Genomic DNA, 21,880 nt, shown 5'->3' with positions numbered 1-21,880 from the left:
ACAATGAGCCTGATCGCGACTTCTTCGCAGCACAAAGTAGTAATTGGACTGGGCGCTACCGGGCAATCGGTGGTGCGCTACCTGCTGCGTCATGGTCATACCCCGGTGGTGGTGGATAGCCGTGATAACCCTCCAGGGCTTGCGGCTTTTCAGGAGGAGTTTCCTCGGGTCGTGGTGGAAACCGGCCCGCTACGTCCAGACACTTTACTTGCGACCAGTTTAATTATTGTCAGCCCAGGTGTGCCCTTGGCGGAGCCGGTTTTGCAAAAGGCCGTTGCCGAGGGTATTCCGGTTGTTGGTGATATTGAATTATTTGCCCAGGCTTTACTGCGAAAGCAGTCTAAAGCGAAATTGGCCGCGATTACTGGTTCTAACGGCAAAAGCACGGTCACGACACTACTTGGCAGAATGGCTGAAGCCGCCAACATTTCTGTGCGGGTGGGTGGCAATATTGGCGTACCGGTACTCGATTTATTGGATGACCCCTTACCGGAGTTGTTTGTACTGGAGCTTTCCAGTTTCCAATTGGAGACAACTTATTCCCTCACTCCAACAGTAGCGACTGTTTTGAATATGAGTGCGGACCATATGGACCGCTATCCCAGTATGTTGGAGTATCACCGGGCGAAGCAACGGATTTATCGCGGTGCAGAAGTATTTGTGGTTAATCGCGATGACCCCCTGAGCCAGGGACCTCTGTCGCGCGAGCGGCGTGAGTGGACTTTCGGCCTTGATCGACCGGACTTAAAACAGTTTGGTGTGTGCTTATCTGGGGAGCGTGAGTGGTTGGCTCAAGGAAGTGAGAAGTTATTGCCGGTCGATGAGCTGGCGATGGTGGGCAAGCATAATATTGCCAATGCTCTGGCTGCATTGGCCATGGGTACTGTAGTGGGGCTGCCTGTGGCGGCAATGCTGTCGGTGCTGCGTAGTTTTCCTGGCTTGGCACATCGCTGTGAGCGCGTGGCGGATTTACATGGCGTAACTTATGTCAACGACTCTAAGGGCACTAATGTAGGTGCAACTCAGGCCGCGCTGGATGGATTGGCGACCTCAACCCGTAAAATAGTTTTAATCGCAGGTGGAGATGGTAAAGGTGCAGACTTTTCCGCATTGAAGAAAAGCGCAGGCTCCCTGCGTGCAGTGGTTTCAATCGGTGTTGATGGCGACAAAATTGCCAGCGTGTTTGCTGGCCAGTGCAGCACACTCAGCGCTGATTCTATGGCGGATGCTGTGAGTAAGGCCCGAACTTTGGCGCATAGCGGAGACTACGTGTTGCTCTCCCCGGCGTGTGCCAGCTTTGATATGTATCGCAATTTTGAAGCGCGTGGTGAAGACTTTCGCAATATTGTAGCGACGCTGTGTGAGTGCTCACGGGAGGGACAATGAGTGAATTGCCCTCCCTAAATAGCAGGCGTGATTTTCTCGATGCTCTTTTACCTTTTAGCGTTTTGGCGCTGGTGAGCATCGGCGTTGTGATGGTGGCTTCAGCGTCGATCGCTTTTGCTACAGATATTTATGCAGACCCTTGGTATTTCCTGAAGCGTCACTTGGTATTCTTGTTAATTGGGGCAATTGCGGCGTTATTGGTAAGCCAGATCCCATTGGCTATTTGGTCGCGCCTATCTTGGCCACTGTTACTGTTTTCCTGTCTGCTTTTAATCGTGGTATTGGTGCCAGGTATTGGTCGAGAGGTAAATGGTAGTCGACGCTGGTTGGTGTTTGCGGGAATTACTATCCAACCTGCAGAAGTGGCGAAGTTTTGCATGCTGGTATTTTTTGCCAGTTTTCTAACCCGGCGCAGCAAGCAATTACACCACTGGAGCAGCTTTATGGTACCGGTGGTTATTCTCACGATGGTTGCTTTTTTACTGTTATTGCAACCGGACTTCGGCTCTGTGGTAGTACTTTCCGGCACAGTGCTGGCGATGGTGTTTTTGGGTGGTGCACGCTTACCCCACACGTTTTTACTCGTGGCGGCAGCGGCTTGCGGTTTGGCCTTGATGGCGCTGATGAGCCCCTATCGTTTGCAGCGCCTGCTAACGTTTCTAGACCCCTGGGGAGACCAATTTGCCAGTGGCTATCAGTTGACCCAATCGCTCATCGCTTTTGGTCGTGGTGAATGGTTTGGTGTGGGGCTGGGTAATAGCGTGCAAAAACTGTTTTATCTGCCCGAGGCCCATACCGACTTTATTTTTGCCATCCTCGCCGAGGAGTGGGGCATGTTTGGCGGCTTGGTTGTTGTTGGGCTTTTTGTGCTCCTGACCTGTTCGCTATTGCGTTTGGTCCGTGAAGCCCTGGCACAACAAAAATTTTTTGCTGCTTTACTGGCATTTGGCATGGCAATACAGATTGCTGGCCAGGCTTTTGTGAATATGGGAGTGGCTTCAGGGTTGTTACCGACTAAGGGGCTAACCCTGCCGTTTGTCAGTTCCGGTGGTAGTAGTTTGATTATTTGCTGTGCCCTATTGGGGTTGGCTTTGAGGATTCGCACTGAATTGCGAGGGCAATTTGGGCAAGCCGGGGATAGTGAGGAAAGTCCTGGTTTGTTTGGGAAGTTGCCAATTTTTGCCCGGCGCCGCACCAGTGCTGGCATGGTAGTGGGGAGGTAGTCTGATGTCCCATGAAGAAAAAATTTTCGCCAATAAGAAGTTTTTACTGATGGCCGGAGGTACCGGTGGCCATGTATTTCCAGCACTGGCAGTGGCAAAAGCCTTGCAGGAGCGCGGTGCCAGTGTTGAGTGGCTGGGTACACAGCGCGGTATCGAAGCGCGTTTAATTCCCGAGGCGAATATTCCACTGCACTGTATTCGTGTGGAGGGCGTGCGTGGCAAAGGCAAATTGGCCTTGTTCAAGGCACCTCTGCAGATTTTTCGCGCGGTGGTCCAGGCCCGTGCCGTGGTAAGGGCGGTAGCACCAGATGCGGTGCTCGGGTTCGGTGGCTTTGCCACCGGTCCCGGTGGTGTAGCAGCACGACTCAGTGGAATTCCGCTGATTATTCACGAGCAGAATGCGGTTGCCGGTACCACTAACCGCCTACTTGCTCGAATCGCGAGTAGGGTATTGGAGGCTTTCCCCAGTGGTTTGCCTGGTGCTAAGCAGGTCGGCAATCCGGTGCGCACTGAGATTGCGAGTTTGCCTGAGCCGCAACAGCGTATCGGAAATGAGGCACCACTGCGCCTGCTGGTGCTCGGTGGCAGTCTCGGCGCTGTGGCAATTAATGAGCTGGTGCCAAAAGCTGTGGCTCTTTTGCCGTTATCCCTACGGCCGAAAGTGGTTCATCAGGCGGGTGAACGTCATACAGCGTTGGCCCAAGAGGCTTATAAAGCTGCGGGAGTAGAGGCAGAGGTTGTACCTTTTATTGCGAATATGGCCGATGCCTATAGCGTTGCAGATTTGATCATTTGTCGCTCCGGGGCGCTGACTGTGTCGGAAATCGCTGCCGCTGGTGTGGGCGCAATTATGGTGCCTTTTCCCTTTGCGATTGATGATCATCAGACACGCAATGGCGAGTGGTTACAGAATGCCGGTGGTGCTGTGGTAATTCAGCAGAGCGCCATGGATGCACAGAGTCTGTCAGAATTATTGCAGAAGCTTCTCTCAGACCCTCAAGCGTTGCTTGCGATGGCGAAAGCTGCGCGCAGTGTGGCAAAAATTGATGCAACCGAGCAGGTAGTAGGTGCCTGCGCTGAACAGCTGGCTCTTGTCAGATAGCAAATAAAAAATGAGTGGATCAAGGTTAGAGAGTATGGCTTCTGAGCGTGCCAATATGGAAAAAAGTTATGCTGTACCGACGATGCGCCGCATTCGTCGCATCCACTTTATCGGAGTGGGTGGTGCAGGCATGAGCGGCATTGCTGAAGTGCTACAGAATCAGGGTTACGAGGTTTCTGGTTCCGATTTGCGCGAATCAGCTGTAACAGACCGTCTGCAAAAGCTCGGTGTTAGGGTTGAAATTGGACACAGTTCGGAAAATATCCGCGGTGTCGATGTGGTTGTTAACTCTTCGGCCGTGCATGACGACAATCCAGAGTTGGTCGCCGCCCACGAAAACCGAATTCCGGTGGTGCGCCGTGCGGAAATGCTCGGGGAACTGATGCGTTATCGCTATGGTATTGCCGTGGCGGGTACACACGGAAAGACTACAACTACCAGCCTGATAGCCTCGATTTTTGCTGCGGATAAAAAAGATCCGACGTTTGTGATTGGCGGTTTGGTCAATTCGGCAGGTGCCAATGCGGCATTGGGCGAAAGTCGTTATCTAATCGCCGAGGCAGATGAAAGTGATGCATCTTTTATTCACCTGCAACCAATGGTGACGGTGATCACGAATATTGATGCGGACCATATGGAAACCTATGGCGGGGACTTTGAAAAGGTCAAACAGATCTTTATTGATTTTGTTCATAACCTGCCTTTTTATGGCCTTGCTGTGGTCTGTGGTGATGATGCCAATGTGCAGGAAGTAATACCCAAGTTTTCCCGGCCGGTGCTGACTTATGGGTTTGCTGAGGGCAATGATTTCCGCATTGTCGAGGTTAAACAGGAGCCGTTGCGAAGCCATTTTAAAGTGCAGCGCCCGGCGGGTGATCTGCTTGAGGTCTCGGTAAATACTCCTGGTATCCACAATGTATTGAATGCTACTGCGGCAATTGCTGTCGCTACCGATGAGGGTATCGGTGATGAAGCTATTAAAAAGGGATTACAAGGTTTCCAAGGAGTCGGTCGTCGCTTCCAAATTTATGGAGATTTCTCTATTAGTGACGACAGTAACGCAGAAAAAGTGATGCTGGTGGACGATTATGGCCACCACCCAAGGGAAGTGGCAGCAACCATCAGGACTGTACGTGACGGCTGGTCCGATCGGCGCTTAGTGATGGTTTACCAACCGCATCGCTATACCCGAACCCGAGATCTGTTTGAGGATTTTGTTCAGGTGCTGTCCGAGGTGGATAAACTAATTTTGCTGGATGTTTACAGTGCTGGGGAGGCACCGATAGCCGGCGCGGATGGGCGGACTTTGGCTCGTAGCCTGCGCAATCGAGGCCAGGTCGATCCCATTTTTGTCGAAACCGTTGATCAGGTTCCCCCAATCCTGGCTGATCTACTGGAACCTGGCGATGTGGTTCTGACTCAGGGCGCGGGTAATGTTGGGGCTCTTTCACAGAGGTTGGCGGAATGGCGCCTGGGTGAGAAAGACCTCGAGGCTTGAGTGGTAGTGAGGTCTGCACAAAAAAAAAATACAGGGGCTCAGCGGGCCCCGGTTCGTGGTGCCAGCCCTCTCAAAGAGAGAGAGAAGCGGGGATTCCACTGGCGCCCCTGGTTATTTACCAGTGTCTTTATGTTCTTGCTTGGTGGGCTGCTTAGTGGGGGCTACTGGTTGTGGCAGCACCTACCGGCGATTCAGCTCAGTCGAGTTGATGCACTGGAGCAAGTTGAGGTTCGCGGAACCTTTAATGCTGTAACTGAAGAGCAGATTAAAGAAATTTTACTGCCGTATTTGCAAGCGGGTTTTTTTTCTGTTGATATCCGCGCGATGCGTGCAGCATTACTGGAGAAACCGTGGATTACCAAGGTTTCCATAAGTCGCCGCTGGCCCAAAGACGTTGTTGTTGAAGTCAGCGAGGCGCAGCCACTTGCCATCTGGGGCCGTGATCGTTTGTTGGTTGCCAGTGGTGCACTGCTGCCACGGCCGAAACAAATGCAGGTGGGTAAACTACCCGAGCTCGCCGGGGATGAAGAGTTGGTTGGGCAAATTATGTCCCAATACCAAGCGCTTGCGGGGCTTTTGACTACGCGGGATATGGAAGTGAAGCGCTTGTCATTTGATGACCTTAGTGGCTGGCATCTGGAGTTGATGTCGGGAATTGAATTAAAACTCGGTCATGAGGCACTGCTGGAGCGTGTTAACCGCTTTCTCACTTTGAGTCGCGGGTTACTTGCTCCTTATTTACAAAAAGTAGCCGAGGTAGATACTCGTTACGGTAACGCGGTAGCGGTTCAGTGGAAGAACGAGCAAGAGTAAACAGGGACGCGGCACTAGCCGCTGTGGAAAGATAAAGTTTAAAAGCGAAGGCGCTGATCCGGTTGATAATGAAAGGAAAGCCGGGGTATGGCCTAGCGAGGTTGGCACAAAAATGACACAAGTATCCGATCAGCGCATGATTGTTGGGCTGGATATCGGCACCTCCAAGGTGGTTGCCATCGTTGGTGAGGTATCTGCTAACGGGGACCTTAATATTGTTGGTATTGGCTCCCATCGCTCCACCGGGATGAAAAAAGGTGTGGTGGTAAACATTGAATCCACCGTGCAATCTATTCAGCGTGCGGTGGAGGAAGCAGAACTCATGGCGGGGTGTGAAATTCACTCTGTGTATGCCGGTATCGCGGGCAGCCATATTCGCAGTCTCAATTCTCACGGCATTGTGGCTATTAAAGATCGTGAAGTAACCCAACAGGATTTGGATCGGGTAATTGATGCAGCTCGTGCAGTTGCTATACCCGCGGATCAGAAAATTTTACATACGCTGCCGCAAGAATACCTGATCGACAACCAGGAAGGGGTAAAAGAGCCTCTGGGGATGTCTGGTGTGCGCCTCGAAGCAAAGGTGCATTTAGTCAGTGGTGCCGTCAATGCGGCACAAAATATTGAGAAGTGTATCCGCCGCTGTGGTCTTGAAGTGGAGGATGTCATTCTCGAACAGCTGGCTTCCAGTTACGCGGTACTGACTGAAGATGAGAAAGAGCTCGGGGTATGTATGGTGGATATCGGTGGGGGCACCACCGATATTGCTGTATTTACCGGTGGCTCAATTCGCCATACTGGAGTGATTCCCATCGCTGGGGATCAGGTGACTAACGATATTGCGATGGCATTGCGTACCCCGACACCGCACGCCGAAGATTTAAAAATAAAATATGCCTGTGCTCTGGCAAAACTTGCGCGGGAAGGTGAAACCATAAAAGTACCGAGTGTCGGAGATCGGGAACCCCGGGATTTGTCCCGTCAGGCCCTGGCTGAAGTAGTAGAGCCGCGCTATGACGAACTGTTTACTCTGGTGCAGGCGGAATTGCGCCGCAGTGGATTTGAAGATCTGTGCGCAGCAGGGGTGGTTTTAACAGGAGGCTCTTCAAAAATGGAGGGTGCGGTAGAGCTGGCTGAGGAAATTTTCCATATGCCGGTACGTCTCGCAGTGCCTCAAGGAATTTCTGGATTGAGCGATATCGTGAGCAATCCAATTTACTCCACCGGAGTTGGATTATTGATGTACGCAATGCAGCAAGAAGAGGCTGCAGAGGGAAAAACTCAGCCCGTGCGTAACGATAATCAGTGGTGGGACAAAGTAAAGCACTGGTTTCGTGGAAACTTGTAATAGCATGCAACCAGAATTAGCCGTCCCATAAGGGATTTTTTTTAGGCGTGGCTGTAAAATTCGACATGAGCAAGAAAGGGGAACAGCGATGTTCGAGCTAGTTGATAGCGTACAGGATAAACCTGTCATCAAGGTAATAGGAGTCGGCGGCGGCGGTGGCAATGCTGTTAAGCATATGATTGCCAGCGACGTGGAGGGCGTAGACTTTATCTGCGCGAACACTGACGCTCAGGCGCTGAAAGATATTGAAGCGCAAACTATCCTACAGCTTGGTAATACGATTACCCGTGGACTAGGTGCTGGGGCCAATCCCGATATCGGTCGTCAGTCCGCTCTGGAAGACCGCGATCGCATCGCTGAAGTCTTGGGCGGTGCTGATATGGTGTTTATTACCGCTGGCATGGGGGGCGGCACTGGTACCGGTGGAGCGCCGATTGTAGCCGAGATTGCCAAAGAGCTCGGCATTCTCACCGTGGCTGTTGTTACTCGCCCGTTCAAAATTGAAGGCCGCAAGCGCACTGTCGTAGCCGAAGAGGGTATTCTCGAACTGCGCGACAAAGTGGACTCCCTGATTACTATCCCTAACGATCGCCTGCTGGAAGTATTGGGTAGCAAAATCACCATGAAGTCTGCCTATAAAGAGGCTGACAACGTGTTACTCGGAGCGGTACAGGGTATTGCCGATCTGATGATCCGCCCCGGCATTATGAATGTGGACTTCGCCGATGTACGCACGGTGATGTCTGAAATGGGTATGGCGATGATGGGCTCCGGCTCTGCCATTGGCGAGAATCGCGCTCGTGAAGCGGCGGAGAAGGCTGTACGCAGCCCGCTGTTGGATAACGTTAACCTTGCTGGTGCACGTGGTATTTTGGTCAACATTATTACCGGCAGTGAAGAAGCTGGCTGTCAGGAGTTGACCTTGGGTGAATACTCCGAAGTGGGTGAGATCGTGCAAGAGATCGCCTCTGATGAGGCCACAGTGGTTATTGGTACGGCGGTGGATGATAAGCTGGGTGATGAAATGCGGGTGACTGTAGTAGCCGCTGGCTTGGGTGAGGGAACTCCTGCGGCTCGCCCGGCTAAAGTGGTAGATAACACACGTCGTCCAGAAGTGCGTGAATCCCGCGATGTTCGCGAGACTCGAGACATGCGTGAGAGCCGGGATATGCGCGATATGCGTGAAAGCCACGGTGCTGCAGGGCTAGTCTCTCGTGAGAGTGCGGCCGACACCCGTCCTCGGGTGGATGTAGAGCGCCCCAAGCGCCCCGCTCCGTCGCTCAGTTCTGCTGATGCCGATATGGAATATTTGGATATTCCGGCCTTCCTGCGCCGCCAGGCAGACTGAGAGTAGCCGCCGCAGAGGCAGTACACCGCTCATGTCCACCCAGCTTATTGTTGGGTGTCGCCTCTGCGGGGCGGCTTATCGCAGAATTTTGTATTTGATATCACTTTGGGTATTGCTAAATCAGAAGTTTGCCCAGTTCCATAAGACCTGCTATCAGGGTTACTCTCAGCTATATGGGGTAAGGAAATAGGCAAGTAAGAGTTTAATTAACAATTTTTTACAGTGATCCCGGCGCTCATGGTCTTAAAATGCTGTCTCAGCGACTGAGATGTGGCGCTCCAATCTTTATTTAAACTATCCTTAGAAGGACGGTGGCGGCGTGTTAAGTTGACCACACGCCTACAATTGGTATTGGCGTCGCAATTGTGCTAATATCGGCGGCTTGCTGCGCGTTTTGCGTAGACCACCGACTGGGAAAAGATAGTTTCATGATCAAACAGCGCACGCTTAAAAATGCTATTCGCGCCACTGGCGTAGGTCTGCACACTGGCAAAAAGGTCATCCTGACCTTGAAGCCGGCTCCCGTAGACACCGGCATCGTGTTCCGTCGAACGGACTTGGACCCGGTGGTCGAAATTGAAGCCCGCGCAGAGAATGTGGGCGATACGCTACTTTCCACTACCCTGGTCAAGGGTGATGTTCGCATCGCTACCGTGGAGCATTTGCTCTCAGCGATGGCGGGCCTGGGTATCGATAATGCGATTGTCGAATTGTCCGCCCAGGAAGTACCGATTATGGACGGCAGTGCCGGTCCTTTTGTGTTCCTGATCCAGTCCGCTGGTATTCAGGAGCAATCTGCGCCGAAGAAATTCCTGCGTATTAAGAAGCCGATTACCGTGGAAGAGGGCGATAAAGTAGCCAGCTTCCTGCCTTTCAATGGTTTCAAGGTCTCCTTTACCATCGACTTTGACCACCCGGTATTCCAGGGGCGTAACCTAACCTCTTCCGTAGACTTCTCTAGCACTTCTTTTGTGAAAGAGGTGAGTCGTGCGCGTACATTTGGATTTATGCACGAAATTGAGTACCTGCGCTCTAAGGGTTTGGTTCAGGGTGGCTCTGTGGATAACGCCATCGTGATTGACCAGTACCGCATTCTGAATGAAGGTGGATTGCGTTATGAAGACGAATTTGTGAAACATAAAATTCTCGATGCCATTGGCGACCTTTATCTTCTGGGTACCAGCCTGATCGGTGAGTTCAAAGCCTTTAAATCCGGCCACTCCTTGAACAATAAGTCTCTGCGTCATTTGATGACCCAAAAGGACGCATGGGAGATGGTGACATTCGAGGGAGAGCAAGAAGCTCCAATTTCCTACGTTAAGCCAATACTGGCAGTTTAAACTCTCAATAAAAAAGCCGGCATTTTATTGCCGGCTTTTTTACGTGACAGATTCGCCAGAGAGGGTTGGGGTAATTCTGGTAACCTTGTTTCCCTTTGGGTATTTGGATGACCGGTCTTTTAGTGTGAGGTATTGCACTGGAGCCTCGTCTCACTTACAGAGACAGCAAAATTACAAGATATCGGACTTCTCCTGCTTGTTATGAAAGTAATTCTGGTCAATGAGCGCGGTGCAACCCGCAGCTTCAACTTTGGTGGGCTGAGCAAGGCGCTATTGAGCTTGTGCCTCTTGGGCCTCCCGGTTGGTGCCCTCTTCCTGGGTGCCAATCTTCCCGTGACCAAAACTGATTTATTTGATGCGCGTACAGCCAAGGCTTGGGAGCGCGCTTTACGTAAGCAGCAGCAGGAAATTGAGGAGGCCGATCGCGAGGCTCACGAGCAACTTGCTGCGCTCACGGTAAAACTGGCTGAATTGCAGGCGCGCCTTACCCGATTAGATGCTGTGGGTGAGCGCCTAACCGCAGCGGCCAATCTCGATCAGGGCGAGTTTGAATTTAGCGCTGTGCCTGCAGTGGGTGGTCCGGAAGATCCCGGCATCGCCGGAGCTTCAGATTTACCCTATCAACCCCCCGAGTTTCTCGAAGTCATTGGTGACTTGTCTCACAAAGTAGATGATCGCCAAATGCAGCTCAATACGCTCGAGTCCCTGATGGCAAACCTGCAGCTCGAGGATGAGCAATTTATTGCCGGGCGCCCGATCACCAAAGGCTGGATGTCCTCGCGCTATGGTTATCGCACCGACCCTTTCACTGGGCGCCGCACTTGGCATAAAGGTGTGGACTTTGCCGGTAAGATGGGGTCAGACGTAGTATCTGTAGCCGCCGGTGTTGTTACCTGGGCTGATGAGCGTCACGGCTACGGACATATGGTGGAAATCAATCATGGTAATGGTTATTCCACCCGCTACGGCCATAACAGTGAACTCAATGTTGGGCTCGGTGATGTAGTTAAGAAAGGGCAGGTGATTGCCCAAATGGGGTCCAGTGGGCGTTCCACTGGTCCCCATGTACACTTTGAGATCTTTAAGAACAATCGCACGGTCGACCCGGCCAGCTATATCCGCCGTACAGGCAGATAACAACTATCCTTCCTTTACGCGTAATTGCTGGCAGCTTGGCATAAGAGTTGCCAGCGCTTACGCCTTCCTGTTTACTTGCACCCCTCGCATAAAGGAGTATCGGTGCAATATCTGCCCAGCATTAGCGCCGATAGCGCACATAAGATAAGTGGTTTCTAGATAATGATTGGCAAACTGATTAAATCGGTCTTTGGTACAAAAAATGACCGCGAGCTGAAGCGCATGCGACGCGTCGTGGAAAAAGTCAACGCGCTGGAAGAGGATTTCCAGAAGCTGGATGATGCAGCTCTTCGTGCCAAAACAGAAGAGTTTAAAAAGCGTATTGCAGATGGGGAAACTCTAGACCAGCTGCTGCCGGAAGCTTTCGCCGCAGTGCGTGAAGCGGGTCGGCGCACAATGGGTATGCGTCACTTCGATGTACAGCTAATCGGTGGTATGACTCTACATGAAGGTCGTATCGCGGAAATGCGTACCGGTGAAGGTAAGACTCTGGTAGCGACCTTACCGGCTTATTTGAACGCGCTCGAAGGCAAGGGCGTGCACATTGTTACGGTCAACGATTACTTGGCATCCCGCGACGCCAATTGGATGCGCCCAGTCTATGAATTTCTCGGGCTGACTGTTGGGGTGATTATCTCCCAGCAGCACCCTGACGATAAAAAAGCCGCCTATCAAGCCGATATTACTTACGGCACCAACAACGAATTTGGCTTCGATTACCTGCGTGACAATATGGTGTTACGTAAGGAAGATCGTACCCAGCGCCCACAAAATTTCGCCATCGTGGATGAGGTGGACTCAATCCTTATCGATGAGGCGCGTACCCCGTTGATTATTTCTGGTGCGGCGGAAGATTCCTCTCACCTTTACTTGGCCATGAATAAGCTGATTCCACAGCTGGAGCGTGCCGAAGAAGGTGGTGAGGGACACTACACCGTAGATGAGAAGACCCGCCAGGTAGAGCTGACCGAGCAGGGGCATCAGTTGGTGGAAGAGCTGCTGTCTCGCAGCGGCTTGATGAAAGAAGATCAATCGCTCTACGCCCCTGGTAACCTGGGCCTGCTGCACCATGTGCATGCCGCATTGCGTGCCCAGGTACTGTTTAACCGGGACGTGGACTATATCGTGCAAAACGGTCAGGTTGTCCTGATCGATGAGCACACCGGCCGTACTATGCCGGGCCGTCGTCTCTCCGAGGGTTTGCATCAGGCGCTGGAAGCCAAGGAGAGTGTTCAGATCCAGTCTGAAAGTCAGACGCTAGCCTCCACTACCTTCCAGAATTTATTCCGTTTCTATCCAAAGCTCTCTGGTATGACAGGTACCGCAGACACTGAAGCGTTTGAATTCCAGCAGATTTATGGTCTGGATGTGGTAGTGATCCCCACTAATAAGAATATTCAGCGGGATGACCTCAACGACCTGGTCTACCTGAGCAAAGAAGAAAAAATGGACGCCATTATCGAGGATATTAAGTTCTGCCGTGATAAGCAGGCACCGATCCTCGTAGGTACTGCCTCTATCGAGACTTCTGAAGAGATGTCGCGCATGTTGCAAAAGGCGGGCATCAAGCATCAGGTACTAAATGCCAAATACCATGAACGTGAAGCACAAATAATTGCTCAGGCTGGCCGTCCCGGTACTGTCACCATTGCAACCAATATGGCCGGTCGCGGTACTGATATCGTTCTGGGTGGTAACTGGGAGGCTGAGGCCGAGGCGCTCACTCAGGAGAAAGGTAGTGACTTGAGTGAGGCCGAAGTGGCCAAGGTAAAGGAGCAGTGGAAGAAGCGCCACGAGCAGGTGATCGAGGCTGGCGGCTTACATATTATCGGCACCGAACGTCACGAGTCGCGTCGTATCGACAACCAGCTGCGCGGCCGTGCCGGGCGTCAGGGTGACCCCGGTGTAACCCGTTTCTACTTGTCTCTGGAAGATAATCTAATGCGTATCTTCGCCTCCGATAGGGTGAAGAACTTTATGCAGATGTTGGGAATGGAGCGCGGCGAGGCTATTGAGCACCGCATGGTCTCCAATGCGATTGAAAAAGCCCAGCGTCGCGTTGAAGGGCGCAACTTCGATATTCGCAAGCAGCTGCTGGAATATGATGATGTGGCTAATGATCAGCGCCAGGTGATTTACAGCCAGCGCAATGAGCTGCTAGAAGCCGGTCAGATCAGTGATACCATCAACGCTATTCGCGAAGATGTTGTGAATGAAATTATCTCCGCTTCTGTACCGCCACAGAGTGTTGAGGAGCAGTGGGATATCCCGGCACTGGAACAGCAGTTGGCTGGTGAACTGGGCATTGAGCTGCCTATTCAGAAATGGTTGGATGAAGACCGCAATCTGCATGAGGAGACGCTGCGCGAGAAGGTTGTTGCCGAAGCTCAAGCCGCTTACGCCACCAAGGTGGAGCGCATCAGTGAATCTTCTGGCGATGCCAATCTGATGCCGACGGTGGAACGCCAGATTATGCTGCAAGTGCTGGATCAGCTGTGGAAGGAGCACCTCTCCAGCATGGACCACCTGCGAGCGGGTATTGGTTTGCGTGCCTACGCCAACAAGAACCCCAAGCAGGAGTTCAAACGCGAGTCTTTCCACCTTTTCCAGAGTATGCTGGAAAACCTCAAGCACGAGGTGGTGCGTATCCTGGCCCATGTGGAACCTATGACCCGAGAGCAAATGGACGAGTTGGAGCAGCGCCGCCTGGAAGAGCAGCGTAAGCAGCAGCTGGAGCTTCAGCATGCCGAGGCCTCCGCGCTTCCTGAAGGCCAGCCACAGCAGCAGGCGGCACCTGTGCCAGAGCGCCGCGGACCCAAGGTTGGCCGTAATGACCCATGCCCCTGCGGTTCTGGCAAGAAATACAAGCAGTGCCACGGTAAGCTGGCTTCCTCTACCCAGAGCTAAGGCCTGCAGACTTTAGTGCCTAAGTTAGAAAATGCCCTGCTATATGCGGGGTATTTTTTCGTCTAGCAAGAAAATATTCTGCGGAATTTATATTTTTATCCGCATTAAGTGCGGATAATTGTTGATTCGAAAGAGGGAGGATCTAATAATGGCGCTTTTCTACCTACAGCTAGCTTTAACTAATAGAGCCGAAGCCGGTGCTAGAGTCGAACAGATATGCCTGAATCATTACTTCCTCCCGTAAAAGGGATTCGCCTTGCCAGTGTTCCAGCCAAGATCAAAGATTGGTCCCGTGATGACCTGTTGTTAATAGAGGTCGCCGAGGGTGCATCGGTCTCGGCCACCTTCACCCAGAACAGCTTCTGTGCGGCGCCGGTACTGGTAGCCAAAGAGCATATCGCACAGGGCAATATCCGTGCCTTGCTGGTTAATGCGGGTAACGCCAATGCGGCCACAGGCGCGCGTGGTCTAAGCGATGCCAGGGCTTGCTGTTCAGCAGTAGCTGCAGCGATGAATGTTCGAACAGAGCAGGTATTGCCATTTAGCACTGGGGTGATTGGTGAGCATCTGCCTTTGCAGCGTTTATTGGATGCTATCCCCAGCGCTGCTGCAGAGCTAATCGAAAGCGGATGGGAGCGGGCAGCAAAAGCCATTATGACAACGGATACCCGTCCGAAAAAAGCTCAGCGCCTCCTAAAAATTGGCAGTGAAGAAATTACAGTGGTGGGGATCGCCAAAGGATCCGGCATGATTCAGCCAAATATGGCGACCATGTTGGCCTATGTCGCCACTGATGCCTGCATCGCCCAGCCTTTACTGGATCAAATGGTGAAGGAGGCCGTAAATGCCTCCTTTAATCGCGTCAGTGTAGATGGCGATACCTCTACCAATGATGCTTGTGTACTCATTGCCAGTGGAGTAAAAGGCAAGCCTATCCATTCCCCTGCTGATGAAGGTTATAGCGCATTGATGGAAGCTATTACCCAGGTGCATATTGAGCTGGCCCAGGATGTGGTTCGGGATGGTGAGGGGGCCAACAAATTTGTCACGATTCAGGTGGAAGGTGCAGAGAGTAGTGAAGAAGCTCTTAAAGTTGCTTTCGAAGTGGGTAACTCCCCTCTGGTAAAGACTGCACTTTACGCTTCAGACCCCAACTGGGGCCGTCTGGTGATGGCTGTTGGCAATGCAATAACTCATAGTCTGGATACTGAAAAGGTCAATATTTACCTGGATACTGTGCAGGTAGTACAGGCCGGAGGTCGCGCGGTGGACTATCGGGAAGAGTTAGGCGAGCAGGTGTTTTCTCAGCCTGAATTCACCATTCGTATAGAGCTGGGCCGTGGCAACGCCAGTGAGCATATCTGGACCTGTGACTTCTCCCACGAGTATGTCACCATCAACGCTGAATATCGCACCTGAGGAGTTGTTGTGAGTCGTGTTATTCATGTTGCTGTTGGTGTAGTCCGTCGCAGCGATGGCAAAATTTTAATTGCCCGCCGCCCCGATCACTTACATATGGGCGGGCGCTGGGAATTTCCTGGTGGTAAGGTGGAGTCAGGGGAAAGCGTACAGCAGGCCCTGACCCGTGAGCTACTTGAGGAGGTGGCAATTGAGGTTGATCAGCTACAGCCCCTGGTGGAAATCCAGCATGAGTATGCGGAAAAGACCGTACTTCTCGATACCTGGCAGGTAACGGCATTTTCCGGTGAGGCTCAGGGGCGTGAGGGGCAGGAGACCGCCTGGGTGGCGGTACAGGAACTAAACAATTATCAGTTCCCAGATGCCAACCAGGCGATTATTGCAGCCATAAAGACCGCGGAAGTATAAATTGAGTATGCCTATGCAGGGCTTGTGCATAGGCTGTCATCATATAGCGTTGCTTAATGGCGCTGCTTGCTCGGGTCCAGGTCATCACTCAAAACGTCATCATAAATAGACTCGCCTGGTATCTTGTGCCCCTCACTGGCCCACTCGCCAAGATCAATTAATTTGCAACGCTCGCTGCAAAAAGGTTTAAATGGAAACTTATCGCTCCACTCTATCGGCTTTTTACAGGTGGGGCAGTTTAGGCTTGGGGCTTCTTTTGGCTTGGGCATATTAGGTTTGGTACAGCTTCTTCGATGTTTGGGGTAGTCTCGGGGTCTATTATTTTACATTAGTAGAGTCGTGCTAAGACTTCGCTAATTGCAAATATTTCTGATGCAAAGCTTGTACCTGGCTGCGTAACTCCGTCAATCCTATAGAATTGTCCAGCACATCATCAGCCTTGGCCAGGCGCTCCTGTCGGTTAAGCTGTGCCGCCATAATTTTGCGTATTTGTTCTGGGTGATTTTCATCTCTACCGCTGGCCCTCTCCAGCTGTAAGCTTTCCGGCAAATCTACCACGCAGATTCTATCTACCAGCTGATATTGGCCGGATTCGATCAATAGTGGTGACTCCAGTATCGCGTAAGGGCTAGAACTCTGTTCCAGCGAGGTAATGATTTCCTCGCGTATCAAAGGGTGCAATAGCTTTTCCAGCCAGGCCCGCTCTTCATCCTGATCAAACACTAAGACACGCAGTTGCGCTCGATCCAACTCACCATTTTCTAGTAATACATTTGCGCCAAAGTGACGGGCTATCTGCTCTAATGCAGGTCTGCCAGGTTGCACCACTATCCTTGCGGCCCAGTCAGCGTCTACCACGTGAATGCCCAGCTCGCGAAAGTACCCCGCGGCGGCGGACTTGCCACTGCCGATACCTCCAGTTAAGCCTACTCGAAACAATGGCTTGTCCCCTTGCAATAAAAAATTTGGAGCTAAAAATAAGAAACCCGGCCAATGAGTGACCGGGTTCATGGTAATTCACTTGCCTCAAATGGGCTAATTGAGCCCTGAAAATAGCTGGTATTACTGGCTATCTATAGGCCGGAAATACTCAGGTACCAAGCAACAATCTGCTCACCCCATAGCATAGCAATCCAGCCGGCACCGGCCAGATAAGGACCAAAGGCAATCGGCAGGCTGCGATCCCGTCCAGCCGCCAGGCTCCAGGAAATACCCGCTATAGCACCAACTGCGGCAGAGAGCAGAATTACCAGAGGCAGCATCTGCCAGCCAAACCAGGCCCCGATAGCTGCGAGTATCTTGAAGTCCCCAGCTCCCATACCTTCCTTGCCGGTAACCAGCTTAAAGATATGAAACACTAGCCACAAAGAAAGATAGCCTGCGATAGCCCCAATAACGGCATCTTGCAGTGGAACAAAAATACCCCAAAGGTTTATCAGTAAGCCGCCCCAGAGCAACGGCAGGGTAATGCTGTCTGGTAATAACTGCTTATCGAAGTCGATACCGGTTAGTGCGACTAAAGCCCAAGTAAAAACACAGCCTGCCAGCGCCTGCCAAGTAAAGCCCAGCTGCCAAACCACTACTGCGGTGAGAATTCCAGTAGCCAACTCAATCAAAGGGTAGCGTTTGGATATCGGTGTACCGCAGGAGCCGCATTTGCCACGTAAAAGTAAGTAGCTGACTACGGGAATATTTTGCCAGGGCTTAATCTCGGTTTTGCACTTGGGGCAATGGGAGTGGGGCAACACCAGATTGAACGGCTTATTCAGCTCCTCTTGCTCGACCTTGTCAGGCTTTGAGTCAAAATAGCTGTAAAAGTCCCGCTTGTATTCACGCTCCATCATCACTGGTAGGCGCAGGATAACGACATTGAGGAAACTGCCTATAAGTAGGCCCAAAATAAAAGCGCTGCCTATAAGCAGTGCTGGACTATTAGGTAAAATTTCTGACATGAAAACTAGATTACTTGGCCCAGCTGGAAAATTGGGAGGTACATGGCGATAAGGAGACCGCCGACTAAAACACCAAGAACGGCCATAATCATCGGCTCGAGCAAGGTCGTTAAGTTATCTACGGCATTATCCACAGCCTCTTCATAAAAGTCTGCTGCTTTACTAAGCATCTCATCCAGCGCCCCAGATTCCTCACCAATAGAGGTCATTTGCACTAGCATTACAGGGTAGAGACCAGACTGGCGCATGGCGCTATTAAGCGGAATACCAGTTGCTACAGAGTCACGTATTTTGAATGTTGCTTCCTCATAAATACAGTTACCTGTTGCGCCGGCAACCGATTTTAATGCATCAATCAGAGGGACACCCGCGGCAAAAGTGGTTGATAGAGTCCTTGCAAACCTTGCGGCAATGGAATTGTAAGTAATGGTCCCAAGTATGGGCAGTTTCAATATTAATTTATCGAAGAATTGACCAACGGCTTTGTTGCGTTTTTTAGCTTCTAGAGTTCCGCCAACTACGAGCACAACTCCGATTAAAGCCATAAACCAATAGGCCTGCATCCAGTCAGAAATACCAACTACGAACTGGGTAAATGCAGGCAGTTCAGCACCAAAGCCCTGAAATGTTTCCGCAAACTGCGGAACTACTTTTACTAATAGGATAGAGGTGACAATGATCGCCACAACAATTACTGCTAAGGGATATGTCATAGCTTTTTTGATTTTAGCTTTAAGGGATTCTGTTTTTTCTTTATAAGTTGCGATACGGTCCAGCATAGTTTCCAGTGCGCCTGATTGTTCACCGGAGGCAACTAGATTGCAAAATAAGTCATCGAAGTGAAGAGGGTGTTTACGCAGAGCGTCTGCAAAGGCAGTACCAGAGGCAACATCATCGCGGATTTTGAAGATTAGCTCTTTTAATCCTTGGTTATCCAAACCATCGGCGACGATCTCAAAGCTCTGCACTAGGGGGACGCCAGCTTTCATCATAGTGGCTAACTGCCGGGTAAAAAGAGCAATATCCGCGGGCTTAATTTTTTTCTTGCCACCACCTAGTAGTGGTTTTGGCTTTTTTTGTACACGGTTGGCAATAATGCCTTGCTTTCGTAGCTGTGCCTTTACCAGTGCCGGGCTGGTACCATTGATTTCCCCTTGAACTTTAGCCCCTTTACTATCCACACCTTTATAGATATATGCGACTGCTGCGGCATTGGCCATAGTTTTTATTCCTGGTTCTTTCGTTGGCAAGGCTGGGGCCATGCCTAATATCTATCTTGCTCTGGGGCAGCCCAGATGCTTAGGGGCGAGGTAAAGCGTATTATCTTGCCTGCTTACAGGTTTCATCTGTAGTAAGTTTAATCCTTGGTTACTCGGTTGGCTTCTTCCAGGCTGATAATACCCATTACCACTTTGCGTAATGCTGAGGTTCTCAGGTTGCTAAAGCCTTCCTCGCGAGCCTGGTCGGCAATCTGAATCGAGTTACCGCCTTCCATTATAATTCTGGAAATGCCATCGGTGATGCGAACCACTTCATACACCCCTACACGCCCTTTGTAACCTTTTGAGCAGTGCTCGCAGCCAACCGGTTGGTAAATGGCCCAGTCGTTCCTTGGAATATTCACTGCAGAGAAACCCTCGGCTTCCAAGACCTCATTGGGAAGAGTGGTAGCCTTTTTACATTCATTACACAAGCGCCTCGCCAAGCGTTGGGCGATAATAACACTGACGGAAGTGGCAATATTAAAAGTGGGAACTCCCATATTCATCAGGCGCGTGAGGGTTTCCGGGGCTGAGTTGGTATGCAAGGTAGACAGTACCAAGTGCCCAGTTTGTGCAGCCTTAATGGCAATTTCTGCAGTTTCCAGATCCCGAATCTCGCCTACCATGACGATATCAGGGTCTTGCCGCAGGAAGGAGCGCAGGGCCTCCGCAAAATTCAGGCCGACCTTGGAAGAGACGTTGACCTGATTGATCCCTTCCAGGTTGATCTCCACCGGGTCTTCAGCCGTGGAGATATTGCGTTCAGGGGTATTAAGTATATTGAGGCCGGTATAAAGTGAAACAGTCTTGCCCGAGCCAGTGGGGCCGGTGACCAAGATCATGCCTTGAGGTTGGGCCAGGGCATCCATATAGATTTTCTTTTGCTCGTCTTCGTAGCCGAGCGCATCAATCCCCAGTTTTGCCGAAGAGGGGTCAAGAATTCGCAAAACAATTTTTTCTCCCCATAGGGTTGGCAAGCTGTTTACCCGGAAGTCGATTGCCTTGGTCTTGGACAACTTCATTTTGATCCGGCCGTCCTGGGGCACTCTCCGTTCTGAGATATCCATCTTGGACATCACTTTTAAGCGGGCCGATAGACGTGTTGCCAACTGAATCGGCGGCCTGGCAATTTCATGGAGTACACCGTCAGTGCGAAAGCGCACCCGGTAAGACTTTTCGTAGGGTTCAAAGTGGATATCGGAAGCCCCGGTGCGAATAGCGTCAAGTAGAACTTTATTGACAAACCTTACAACGGGCGCTTCATCCCCACCCGGTTCGCTTTCATCGTCGGATTCAGATTCGCTTTCGCCAACATTGAGCGAGTCCAGCTCTTCATCATCAATACCTTCTAGACCACCCCCGATATCTCCTCCGTCGGATAGGTAGCTCTCTATCGCCTTGCCTAGTTTGTCAGCTTCTACTAAAACCGCGTCTGTACTGAGGCCGGTATTGAAGTTGATCTCGTCTAGCCCCGCCAGGTTGGTGGGATCTGCGAGAGCAATAAAGAGGCGATTTCCACGCTTATATAAGGGAAGGGCGAAATGTTTGCTGATCAGCTTCTCGTCGACCACCCCTTTGGGGATCATCTCGAAATTATAACTACCCAGGTCAAAGAGTGGTGTGCCGAAGGCTAGGGAAGCAAGATTGGCAAGCTCCCGGCTTTTTACCAGCTTGGCTTCTACCGCGTGTTGCACAAAAGGCTGCCCCGCGCGGCGGGCCGCCTTTAATGCGGAGGCGGCAGTGGTTTCATCGAGGATTTGGTCTGCTACTAGGCGTTTTGCCAGGCCACTAAGGGAGGAGCTTGTCATGGGGAACCACTTTTGTCTTTGCCGCACTCTCAAACTGGGTTAAATAGAGCGCACTAGTGTTTGATTTTTGTTCCAATGATATTTGTGGACGAGGAACTAAGAGTGTGACAAATATAGCGAATAAAGTTTAGGGAGCCAATTAGGCATTTAACTGGTTAAGGGCTACCGACAGATAAAGGCGATTGATGTCCAAAGATGACATTTTTTGTCAGTTACTGGGTTGGGGTGTCAGCAATATTTGTAACTCTCAGATAATTTCCTGCATTAGTGATTGCTATCTCACTTGTGAAAACGAGATAGTGACTCGTCTTGCCAAACTTGGCATAAACCTTGTATCTTGTTTGGCGACTTCCTCACGGGATTCACTTAATTAAAAGTCTGTATGGAGACGGTTACAATGAAAAAGCAACAGGGTTTTACTCTTATTGAATTGATGATCGTGGTGGCGATTATCGGTATTTTGGCTGCAGTCGCAATTCCTGCTTATCGTGAATATGTTGCAACTTCCTATGGTGGTGCAGCTATGAAAGGTGTAGCTGGCTTTGTATCCAAAGCTCAGGCCTGTGTTGGTACGGGTATCGGTTGTGCTACTATTGCCGCTGATGTTACTGCTGCTGGAACTGCGAACTTAAAGCTAACCGGTACTCCAGGTGAGGGAGCAGATCTGACTTTCGTCTGGAAAAACGATGGTTGTATGGTTGAGGCTGCAATTGCAGGTACTGGGGCTGTAAGCTATGGATCAAAAGCTGTGGCAGACGGTCCCTCTACTGATGCACAATGTGAGGAAGGTTCAAAGGCCACAACTAAAGCGGGTATTACCTTCTCATAAATAAGCGAAAGTACTTTATTTTACAGTAAAGTTTATAGCTTTGTGGAAATAAGCTCAGTTTTTATCGGGCTTATTTCCAGCTAAAGGCAAGAATGCCTTT

The 21,880-nt window shown here is 51.1% G+C and carries 18 protein-coding genes; 13 read left to right on the top strand and 5 right to left on the bottom strand.

Annotated elements, in window-relative coordinates; translation table 11 throughout:
* The first annotated feature begins 3 nt into the window (after nucleotides 1–3).
* The 12 genes from murD to mutT all read left to right on the top strand — a co-directional run bounded on the left by murD (nucleotide 4) and on the right by mutT (nucleotide 15,929).
* Nucleotides 4–1,386 (top strand): UDP-N-acetylmuramoyl-L-alanine--D-glutamate ligase, encoded by a 1,383-nt coding sequence (gene murD / locus ACJJH9_RS14445; RefSeq protein WP_444923191.1) that lies wholly within the window; start codon nucleotides 4–6, stop codon nucleotides 1,384–1,386.
* Entirely contained in the window at nucleotides 1,383–2,609 is a 1,227-nt protein-coding gene (ftsW, locus tag ACJJH9_RS14440) for a putative lipid II flippase FtsW (RefSeq protein WP_444923190.1), read from the top strand. Before murD ends, ftsW begins: the two co-directional genes overlap by 4 nt.
* A 4-nt stretch (nucleotides 2,610–2,613) precedes the next feature.
* Nucleotides 2,614–3,711: an undecaprenyldiphospho-muramoylpentapeptide beta-N-acetylglucosaminyltransferase gene (gene murG, locus ACJJH9_RS14435; RefSeq protein ID WP_444923189.1), complete on the top strand. Its 1,098-nt coding sequence runs from the start codon at nucleotides 2,614–2,616 to the stop codon at nucleotides 3,709–3,711.
* Nucleotides 3,712–3,766: 55 nt separating this feature from the next.
* The gene (murC, locus tag ACJJH9_RS14430; protein ID WP_444925227.1) at nucleotides 3,767–5,209 is read left to right on the top strand and encodes a UDP-N-acetylmuramate--L-alanine ligase; all 1,443 of its coding nucleotides are present in this window, start codon (nucleotides 3,767–3,769) and stop codon (nucleotides 5,207–5,209) included.
* Nucleotides 5,210–5,215: 6 nt separating this feature from the next.
* Nucleotides 5,216–6,022, top strand: a complete 807-nt coding sequence (locus tag ACJJH9_RS14425) for a cell division protein FtsQ/DivIB (protein WP_444923188.1) — start codon at nucleotides 5,216–5,218, stop codon at nucleotides 6,020–6,022.
* Nucleotides 6,023–6,134: 112 nt separating this feature from the next.
* Nucleotides 6,135–7,370: a cell division protein FtsA gene (gene ftsA, locus ACJJH9_RS14420; RefSeq protein ID WP_252082959.1), complete on the top strand. Its 1,236-nt coding sequence runs from the start codon at nucleotides 6,135–6,137 to the stop codon at nucleotides 7,368–7,370.
* Nucleotides 7,371–7,458: 88 nt separating this feature from the next.
* Nucleotides 7,459–8,718, top strand: a complete 1,260-nt coding sequence (gene ftsZ, locus ACJJH9_RS14415) for a cell division protein FtsZ (protein WP_252082958.1) — start codon at nucleotides 7,459–7,461, stop codon at nucleotides 8,716–8,718.
* Between the two features lie 428 nt (nucleotides 8,719–9,146).
* Nucleotides 9,147–10,058 carry a UDP-3-O-acyl-N-acetylglucosamine deacetylase gene (lpxC, locus tag ACJJH9_RS14410; protein ID WP_252082957.1) on the top strand — a complete coding sequence of 304 codons (912 nt, stop codon included), beginning with the start codon at nucleotides 9,147–9,149 and terminating at the stop codon, nucleotides 10,056–10,058.
* Between the two features lie 201 nt (nucleotides 10,059–10,259).
* Entirely contained in the window at nucleotides 10,260–11,195 is a 936-nt protein-coding gene (locus ACJJH9_RS14405; RefSeq protein ID WP_444923187.1) for a M23 family metallopeptidase, read from the top strand.
* 162 nt (nucleotides 11,196–11,357) lie between these two features.
* On the top strand, nucleotides 11,358–14,102 hold the full coding sequence (gene secA, locus ACJJH9_RS14400) for a preprotein translocase subunit SecA (protein ID WP_444923186.1): 2,745 nt from the start codon (nucleotides 11,358–11,360) through the stop codon (nucleotides 14,100–14,102).
* Nucleotides 14,103–14,318: 216 nt separating this feature from the next.
* Nucleotides 14,319–15,521: a bifunctional glutamate N-acetyltransferase/amino-acid acetyltransferase ArgJ gene (argJ, locus tag ACJJH9_RS14395; protein WP_444923185.1), complete on the top strand. Its 1,203-nt coding sequence runs from the start codon at nucleotides 14,319–14,321 to the stop codon at nucleotides 15,519–15,521.
* Between the two features lie 9 nt (nucleotides 15,522–15,530).
* Nucleotides 15,531–15,929 (top strand): 8-oxo-dGTP diphosphatase MutT, encoded by a 399-nt coding sequence (mutT, locus tag ACJJH9_RS14390; protein WP_444900079.1) that lies wholly within the window; start codon nucleotides 15,531–15,533, stop codon nucleotides 15,927–15,929.
* Between the two features lie 53 nt (nucleotides 15,930–15,982).
* Here the strand turns inward: mutT and yacG are convergent, their stop codons facing one another.
* The 5 genes from yacG to pilB form a co-directional block, all read right to left on the bottom strand.
* The gene (yacG, locus tag ACJJH9_RS14385) at nucleotides 15,983–16,198 is read right to left on the bottom strand and encodes a DNA gyrase inhibitor YacG (RefSeq protein WP_444884061.1); all 216 of its coding nucleotides are present in this window, start codon (nucleotides 16,196–16,198) and stop codon (nucleotides 15,983–15,985) included.
* 73 nt (nucleotides 16,199–16,271) lie between these two features.
* Nucleotides 16,272–16,940, bottom strand: coding sequence for a dephospho-CoA kinase (coaE, locus tag ACJJH9_RS14380; RefSeq protein WP_444923184.1), 669 nt, complete (start codon nucleotides 16,938–16,940; stop codon nucleotides 16,272–16,274).
* A 62-nt stretch (nucleotides 16,941–17,002) separates the two neighbouring features.
* A complete protein-coding gene (locus tag ACJJH9_RS14375; protein ID WP_444923183.1) occupies nucleotides 17,003–17,881 on the bottom strand; it encodes a prepilin peptidase in 879 nt (292 codons plus the stop codon).
* A 5-nt stretch (nucleotides 17,882–17,886) separates the two neighbouring features.
* Nucleotides 17,887–19,101: a type II secretion system F family protein gene (locus tag ACJJH9_RS14370; RefSeq protein WP_444923182.1), complete on the bottom strand. Its 1,215-nt coding sequence runs from the start codon at nucleotides 19,099–19,101 to the stop codon at nucleotides 17,887–17,889.
* A 137-nt stretch (nucleotides 19,102–19,238) separates the two neighbouring features.
* Nucleotides 19,239–20,951: a type IV-A pilus assembly ATPase PilB gene (pilB, locus tag ACJJH9_RS14365; protein ID WP_444923181.1), complete on the bottom strand. Its 1,713-nt coding sequence runs from the start codon at nucleotides 20,949–20,951 to the stop codon at nucleotides 19,239–19,241.
* A gap of 397 nt (nucleotides 20,952–21,348) precedes the next feature.
* Here pilB and ACJJH9_RS14360 point away from each other — a divergent pair, with 397 nt between their 5' ends.
* The gene (locus tag ACJJH9_RS14360; RefSeq protein WP_444923180.1) at nucleotides 21,349–21,780 is read left to right on the top strand and encodes a pilin; all 432 of its coding nucleotides are present in this window, start codon (nucleotides 21,349–21,351) and stop codon (nucleotides 21,778–21,780) included.
* Nucleotides 21,781–21,880: the final 100 nt, after the last annotated feature.

The organism is Microbulbifer mixtoriginis (SeqCode) (assembly GCF_052466715.1).
The sequence above is the reverse complement of the archived record's forward strand: the minus strand, read 5'-3'. Positions and strand labels throughout refer to the sequence as shown.

Excerpts from the sequence above, each read along its gene's own strand:
- murD (WP_444923191.1), top strand. The coding sequence starts at position 4 with ATGAGCCTGATCGCGACTTCTTCGCAGCACAAAGTAGTAATTGGACTG.
- ftsW (WP_444923190.1), top strand. The coding sequence starts at position 1,383 with ATGAGTGAATTGCCCTCCCTAAATAGCAGGCGTGATTTTCTCGATGCT.
- murG (WP_444923189.1), top strand. The coding sequence starts at position 2,614 with ATGTCCCATGAAGAAAAAATTTTCGCCAATAAGAAGTTTTTACTGATG.
- murC (WP_444925227.1), top strand. The coding sequence starts at position 3,767 with ATGGAAAAAAGTTATGCTGTACCGACGATGCGCCGCATTCGTCGCATC.
- ftsA (WP_252082959.1), top strand. The coding sequence starts at position 6,135 with ATGACACAAGTATCCGATCAGCGCATGATTGTTGGGCTGGATATCGGC.
- ftsZ (WP_252082958.1), top strand. The coding sequence starts at position 7,459 with ATGTTCGAGCTAGTTGATAGCGTACAGGATAAACCTGTCATCAAGGTA.
- lpxC (WP_252082957.1), top strand. The coding sequence starts at position 9,147 with ATGATCAAACAGCGCACGCTTAAAAATGCTATTCGCGCCACTGGCGTA.
- ACJJH9_RS14405 (WP_444923187.1), top strand. The coding sequence starts at position 10,260 with ATGAAAGTAATTCTGGTCAATGAGCGCGGTGCAACCCGCAGCTTCAAC.
- secA (WP_444923186.1), top strand. The coding sequence starts at position 11,358 with ATGATTGGCAAACTGATTAAATCGGTCTTTGGTACAAAAAATGACCGC.
- argJ (WP_444923185.1), top strand. The coding sequence starts at position 14,319 with ATGCCTGAATCATTACTTCCTCCCGTAAAAGGGATTCGCCTTGCCAGT.
- yacG (WP_444884061.1), bottom strand. The coding sequence starts at position 16,198 with ATGCCCAAGCCAAAAGAAGCCCCAAGCCTAAACTGCCCCACCTGTAAA.
- coaE (WP_444923184.1), bottom strand. The coding sequence starts at position 16,940 with ATGAACCCGGTCACTCATTGGCCGGGTTTCTTATTTTTAGCTCCAAAT.
- ACJJH9_RS14375 (WP_444923183.1), bottom strand. The coding sequence starts at position 17,881 with ATGTCAGAAATTTTACCTAATAGTCCAGCACTGCTTATAGGCAGCGCT.
- ACJJH9_RS14370 (WP_444923182.1), bottom strand. The coding sequence starts at position 19,101 with ATGGCCAATGCCGCAGCAGTCGCATATATCTATAAAGGTGTGGATAGT.
- pilB (WP_444923181.1), bottom strand. The coding sequence starts at position 20,951 with ATGACAAGCTCCTCCCTTAGTGGCCTGGCAAAACGCCTAGTAGCAGAC.
- ACJJH9_RS14360 (WP_444923180.1), top strand. The coding sequence starts at position 21,349 with ATGAAAAAGCAACAGGGTTTTACTCTTATTGAATTGATGATCGTGGTG.